The 6,639-nt window shown below is 68.8% G+C and carries 2 protein-coding genes and 2 pseudogenes; 1 reads left to right on the plus strand and 3 read right to left on the minus strand.

Annotated features, from left to right (window positions below; genetic code table 11):
- Positions 1–20: 20 nt before the first annotated feature.
- The 3 genes and pseudogenes from AB0I35_RS31785 to AB0I35_RS31795 all read right to left on the minus strand — a co-directional run.
- Entirely contained in the window at positions 21–884 is an 864-nt protein-coding gene (locus AB0I35_RS31785; RefSeq protein WP_357400012.1) for an oxidoreductase, read from the minus strand.
- Positions 885–938: 54 nt separating this feature from the next.
- Positions 939–4,241 (minus strand): annotated as a pseudogene (locus AB0I35_RS31790) (amino acid adenylation domain-containing protein); the annotation flags it as partial.
- A 234-nt stretch (positions 4,242–4,475) separates the two neighbouring features.
- Positions 4,476–4,688, minus strand: a pseudogene (locus tag AB0I35_RS31795) (phosphopantetheine-binding protein); the annotation flags it as partial.
- A gap of 151 nt (positions 4,689–4,839) precedes the next feature.
- On the opposite strand from AB0I35_RS31795, the gene AB0I35_RS31800 reads away from it, so the two are divergent.
- Positions 4,840–6,447: an AMP-binding protein gene (locus AB0I35_RS31800; RefSeq protein ID WP_357400013.1), complete on the plus strand. Its 1,608-nt coding sequence runs from the start codon at positions 4,840–4,842 to the stop codon at positions 6,445–6,447.
- Positions 6,448–6,639: the final 192 nt, after the last annotated feature.

The raw sequence follows: 6,639 nt of genomic DNA on the forward strand, positions 1-6,639 counted from the left end.
CATGGGTGATCGCGATCACCTCAGAGCAGACCGCACAGCTTCTCCGACAGCTCCCAGAGTTCGGCGGCGAGGGCACGATCGTGTGCGGGCGCGGCCATCGCGCACGGCGCCGGATAGCCCCACAGGCCGAACAGGCCGTCGGGACCGTAGAACCCGCCGGGCTCCACGTCGGCGGTGGCGGCGAACAGCGTGGGCAGCGCGCCCTGGGCGGGGCTCTGGGCGAACATCCGGTTGCCGAGCCACATGAAGACTTCCTGCACCGATTCGGTGTGCGACATGAGTTCGGTCGCGGCGTAGCCGGGGTGCGCGGCCACCGAGAGCACCGACGACCCCTCACCGGCCAGCCGGCGCTGCAGTTCGGTGGCGAACAGCAGATTGGCCAGCTTGGACTGGCCGTAGGCGCGCCAACGGTCGTAGCGGCGCTGCTCCCAGTTGGGGTCGGTCAGGTCGATACGGCCGATGCGGTGCGCGTTGCTCGACACGGTGACCACCCGGTCGGCGATCCGGTCCAGCAGCAGGTTGGTGAGCGCGAAATGTCCGAGATGATTTGTGCCGAACTGCATTTCGAAACCGTCGGCGGTGCGGCGCAACGGCAGCGCCATCACACCCGCGTTGTTGATCAGCACGTCGACCCGCTCGATCGACTCGGCGAAAGCGCGCACCGAGTTCAGGTCGGCCAGATCGAGCTCACGCACCTGGGTCTGCCCCGGTAACTCGCTCGCCACCTGCTCGGCCTTGGCCGTATTGCGGCAGGCCAGGATCACCCGCGCGCCTTTCGCGGACAGCGCCCGCGCGGTGGCGGCGCCGAGACCGCTGTTGGCGCCGGTCACGATGACAGTGCGGCCGGTCTGGTCGGATAGGTCAGCGGTAGTCCACTTGCTCACCGACCGAAGTGTAGTGCGAGCTGGGACAACCGCGAATCGAGAACCGCCCTCCGATCAGGACTGTGCGAGGATCTCCTCGTCGGTCATCGCGGCCACCTCGAGATACATGGTCGCGACCGCCGCCAACCTGCCCGGCGTACCGGACTCGTTCTCCCGCTGTGTCATTCGCTTCGCGAGACCCTCGACGCTGCGGGCGGTGAACAGGTCGGCGACCACGGTGTCGGGTGCGTCGAGCCATTCCCGGATGCGGGCGACAGCGGTGGTGGCGAGCACCGAATCACCACCGAGAGCGAAGAAGTCGTCGGTGACACCGATGCGTTCGGTGGCGAGGACCTCGCCGATCACCGCCGCGAGCGCGCGTTCGAGATCGGTGCGCGGCGCGACGAATTCCTCAGCGGACTCGCCCTTTTCGAGTACCGCGCGAATGGCCTTACGGTCGGGTTTGGCGTTCGAGGTGAGTGGGAGTTCGGGCAGCAGTTCCAGGCGGGTCGGCACCATATAGGTGGGGACCAGTTCGGCGGTGGCGGCCAGCACGATGTCGGCATCGAGGACGGTGCCCGGCGTCGGCACCACCAGCGCGACCAGTTTCGGCGCGGCCTTGCCGACCACGGCGGCGACCGCGTGACGCACGCCGGGTACGGCGCGCAGGGCACTCTCCACCTCACCGAGTTCCACCCGGTAGCCACGAATCTTCACCTGGTGATCGGCGCGGCCCAGGAATTCCAGGCCGCCGTCGGGTAGGTAGCGGGCCAGGTCGCCGGTGCGATACCAGCGCACACCCTCGTGGGTGACGAAGCGGTCGGCGGTGCGTTCGGGGTCCTTGCGGTACCCGGCGGCCACCCCGTCCCCACCGATCCACAGTTCGCCGCTCACCCAGTCGGGGCAGTCGTTGCCCGCGGGGCCGACCACGCGGCACCGCACATTGCGCAACGGGGTGCCGTAGGGAACGGCCGTCCATTCGGCCGGGACCTCGGCGCCGACGACCTCGCAGATGGTGGAGTGGATGGCGGTTTCGGTCGCTCCGCCGAGACCGGCGAAGCGGCAGTCCGGCGCCACGGCCGCCAGGCGTGCGGGCAGCGCGACATCCACCCAGTCGCCACCGAGGATCACCGTGCGCAGCGACGGCAGCGCTTGTGCACCGGCGGCGGTGAGCAGCATGTCGAGCAGGCTCGGCACACAGTTGAGCAGCGAAACCTTGTGGCGACGAATGATTTCCACCCAGCTGGCCGGATCGCCGCGCTGCGCGTCGTCGACGGTGACCACGGCGCCGCCCACTGAGAGCAGGCCGAAGATGTCATAGACCGACAGGTCGAACTCGAGGGCCGACAGGGCAAGCGCGCGGTCGTTCGCACCGACGGCGAACCGGTCGTTGAGGTCGTCGATGGTGTTCATCGCCGCGCGATGCGGCACCTCCACACCCTTGGGTTTGCCCGTGGAGCCGGAGGTGAACAGCACATAGGCGATGGTCTCGGGGTCGCTGAAGATGGGTCGCGCCATGGGTTCCCGGTGGTTGCGGGCCTCGGCCAGGTCGATGACGCGAGCCTCGGGGATCTGGGTACCGCCGACGGTGAGGACCGCGACCGCGTCGGCGGTGGCGAGGATTTCCGCGCGGCGGGCAGCGGGCTGGTCGAAACCGATCGGCACGTACACCGCGCCCGCGGCGAGCACACCGAGAACGGCGACCACCTGGTCGGGGCCCTTGGGCAACTGCACCGCCACCGAATCAGCCGGTGCCACACCGGCTTCGCGTAAGGCGCCTGCCACGGCGAGGGCGTCGGCGGCGAGTTCGCCGTAGGTCAGTTGTCCGGCGGTCTCCCAGATGACGGCGGGTGCGGACGGATTCGTTGCCGCGTTCGCGAAGAAGCCGGTGTGCAGCAGATTTCCGCTCAGCGGCGCGGCTGTGGAGTTCACACGAGCGCGAGTTGCCGCCTGTTGCACGGGGATCCGCACACCCGCCTCGGCCTGCCAGCCTGCGGATTGAGGGCGGGAGCTTTCGCGCTTGGTCGCCTCCGGCGTGATCGCGACCGGCGCGGACGCCTCGGCCGCGGCAGACGACGATCCCGCGGTGTTCGAGACGGGCTCGGCAGCCGACTCCGGTGCGGAAGTCTGGCCGCCCAGGCGTTCGATGGCCTCGATGTAGCGGGCGAACATGTCGTCGACCATGCCGGGCGGGAAGGCGGATTCGCGGATGTCCCAGTTGAGCAGGAGGCCGCCGCGAACCTCGGTGATCTGGGCGTCGAGCAGCACCTGCGGGCCCTGGGAGATGATCCAGACCGGCTCACCGAAGGTGTCGGTGACGGTGTCGGCGAACAGTTCGCCGAGGTTGAGGGCACTGGTGTAGACGATGGGGGCCAGCACCGGTTCGCCGCGTTGACGGCCCAAATCACGCAGGACCTCGAGGCCCGAGTAGGCCGAATGGGCGCCCGCCTCGTGCAGGCGCTGCTGCAGGGTGCGCGCGCGATCGGCGACGGTGGCCGGCTCGGTGACATCGACCTCGAGCAGCACCGAGGAGGTGAAGTCGCCGACCACGCCGTCGACCTGCGGGTGCACCGGCTCCCGGTGGAACAGCGGCAGATTCAGCAGGAAGCGGCGCTGGGCCGACCAGCCGCCGATAGTCTCGGCGAACACCGAGGCCAGCGCCATCGCCGGGGTGATGCCGCGCGCGTGGGCGGCGTCGAACACCTGCGCCTTGGCCTCCGGAGACAGCCACCGGTGCAGGCGGACGGTGCGGTTCGCATCCGAAACGTGCTGTGCCTGCGGCAGTTCGGGTGCGCCGGGTAGTTCGGCGAGCCGGTCGCGCCACCAGTCGCGGTCGCGTTCGCGCTCCTCGTCGGTGGACGGCTGTTCGGCCAGGTACTGGCGGAATGTGTAGTCCTGAGGGGCGAGCTGTTCGCCGTGGTAGAGCCTGGCCAGATCGGTGACGAGAATGCGGTAGCTCATGGCGTCGGCGGCGAGCATGTCGACATCGAGGTGCAGGCGGGTGCGACCGTCGGCCAGCCGGGTGAGGGCGATATCGATCACCTGGCCGTCCTCCACGGCCATCCGCTGATGGGTGCGCTGGTCACGCAGCTCCTCCAGCTTGCGCTGCGCCTCGTCCTCGGACATCGCACGCAGATCGGTGACCCCGAAGACGGCCCGTCCCGGGCGGTCGAGGGTCTGCTGGGTGCCGTCCGGCAGGAACCTCGTCCGCAACATCGGGTGGCGCACGAGCAATTGCTCCACGGCCCGCTCAAGGCGCTGCGGGTCCACATCCTGCCCGTCGAACTCGACATACAGATGCGCGGCGACACCACCCAGCTCCTGCGCGTCGGAGCGGCCGATCCAGTACGCGTGCTGCATGGGAGCGAGGGGGAACGGCGTACCGTCGTCGGCGGCGAGCTCGGATACCTCTGCGGCAGAACCGTTTCCGCCGTCGTCGGCTCGGTGCGGCTCGACCGTTTGCGCACCCGGCTCGATATCCTCGGCCTGTCGCGGTGACGTGGCCGAGTCTTCTACGACATTCGGCGCCTGGTCCCGACCCACCGGATCCACCGCGGCGGTGCTCAGGGATTCCGGGTCGGCGCCGTTGAGTAAGGCGTGCCAGGCATCGATGGTCGGGTGCGCGGCGAGGAGAGCGAAGTTCACCTTGATGCCGCGTTTGCGCCAGGCACCCGCGAGCTTCATGGTGCGGATAGAGTCGAGGCCGAGCTGGATCAGGTCGTCGGCGTCGGCGACAGCGTCGGGGGTGATGTCGAGGTGACGGGCGATCGCGGCACGGATCTCGGCACGGTCGATTCCGGCGCCGTTCGCGGGTGCTGTCTCCATCTGCCGATCACTCCTTGCTCGCCGTCCGACCCCGGACGGATTCGATACTGCTCGCCGGCAGCCTACTCCACTGAGATAGGGTTGCCTAACCTATGGTCGAGCACCCCCGGTTCTCGGCCGCTTTGATCTGGATCGACCGGAGGGTTCGACTGTGACTACGTCGACTGGCCATCGCGAGGGCTACGTTCCGTTTCCCGAGGCGGCAGCGCGGGAGTACCGCACGGCGGGCTACTGGTCCGGGCGCACGCTCGGTGACCTGCTGCGCGACACCGCCCGCACCCAGCCGTCGAGCCCCGCGGTCCTCAGCGACGCCGCCGTGCGGTCCTACGCCGAACTCGACGCCGCCGCCGACGCCATGGCCCACGGACTGCTCGCCCTCGGCATCCGCCCCGGCGACCGGGTGATCGTGCAGCTGCCGAATATCCCCGAGTTCGCGACAGCCCTGTTCGGCCTCCTGCGGGCGGGCATCATCCCCGTACTCACCCTCCCAGCGCACCGCCGCGCCGAGATCGAGCACCTGGCCGCACTGTCGGAGGCCGTTGCCTACCTGATCCCGGACCGGCTCGGCGATTTCGACTACCGCGAGCTGGCCGCCACGGTGCGCGCCGCCGTCCCGAGCCTGGCGCATGTCCTGGTCGCGGGCGATCCCGGTGAGTTCCGCGCCCTCGACACCGTTCCGGCGCAAGGTGATTCGCTGCCCGACGTGGACCCCGCCGAGATCGCCGTGATGCTGGTTTCCGGCGGAACCACCGGGCTGCCCAAGCTCATCGCCCGCACCCACGACGACTACGTCTACAACGCCACCGCAAGCGCGCAGGTGTGCGAACTCACCGCCGACGACGTGTACCTCGCGACTTTGCCTGCGGCACACAACTTCCCGCTGGCCTGCCCCGGCATCTTCGGTACCGTCGCCACCGGCGGGGCCGTCGCCTTCACCCTCGACCCGAGCCCTGAGGCCGCGTTCGCCGCCATCGAGAAGCATCGCGTCACCGTGAGCGCCGTGGTGCCGCCGCTTGCCCAGTTGTGGAGTGCCGCGGTGGATTGGGAAGACGCCGATTTGAGCTCACTGCGCCTGCTCCAGGTGGGTGGCGCACGGCTGGCCGAGGTGAACGCCCGCGAAGTGGAACCGGCGCTGCAGTGCCGGTTGCAGCAGGTGTTCGGTATGGCCGAGGGGCTGCTGAATTTCACCCGCCTCGACGACGCCGACGAACTCGTCTACACCACCCAGGGCAAGCCACTCTCGCCCGCCGACGAGATCCGTGTCGTCGATAGTCAGGGCAACGACGTGGCTCCCGGCGAGGAGGGCGAGCTGCTGACCCGCGGTCCCTACACCCTGCGCGGCTACTACCGTGCCCCGGAACACAACGCGCGCGCGTTCACCCCCGACGGGTTCTACCGTAGCGGCGATCTTGTCCGTCAGCTGCCCACCGGTCATCTGGTGGTCAGTGGACGCATCAAGGATGTCATCAATCGCGGTGGTGAGAACATCTCCTGCGACGAGTTGGAGGAACACCTGCTGGCTCATCCTGCCGTCCGCCATGCCGCGGCGGTGGGGGTGCCCGATCCGTCGCTCGGTGAGAAGGTTTGTGTGGTTTTGGTGGTGACCGGGGCTTTGCCGACGCTTCCTGAGCTGAAGGCATTTCTCACCGGACGTGGTTTGGCTACTTACAAGCTGCCTGATCTGGTCCGCCAAGCGGATTCGCTGCCGGTTACGGCTGTTGGCAAGATCGATAAGAAGGCGCTGCGGGCGAGTTTGTAGCGGGGTGACGGCGCCCGAGTGCGGTGTCTGCCGGGCTCGGGTGTCGTGCGGAACTGCCTTGGGGTTTTGTGCACCACGGGGGTATTGGGCTGTGTTGTTGGAGCGCTGGCGCGCTCGAGCGCGGCCCCTGGAGGGCCGCGCGAACAGCGCTCGAGACTCGCGCTTCGCGCATGCGCTTCGAGCGCTGTTCGC

Origin of the sequence: Nocardia sp. NPDC050378 (genome assembly GCF_040655675.1) — a bacterium.
GTDB classification, from domain to species: Bacteria; Actinomycetota; Actinomycetes; order Mycobacteriales; family Mycobacteriaceae; genus Nocardia; species Nocardia coubleae.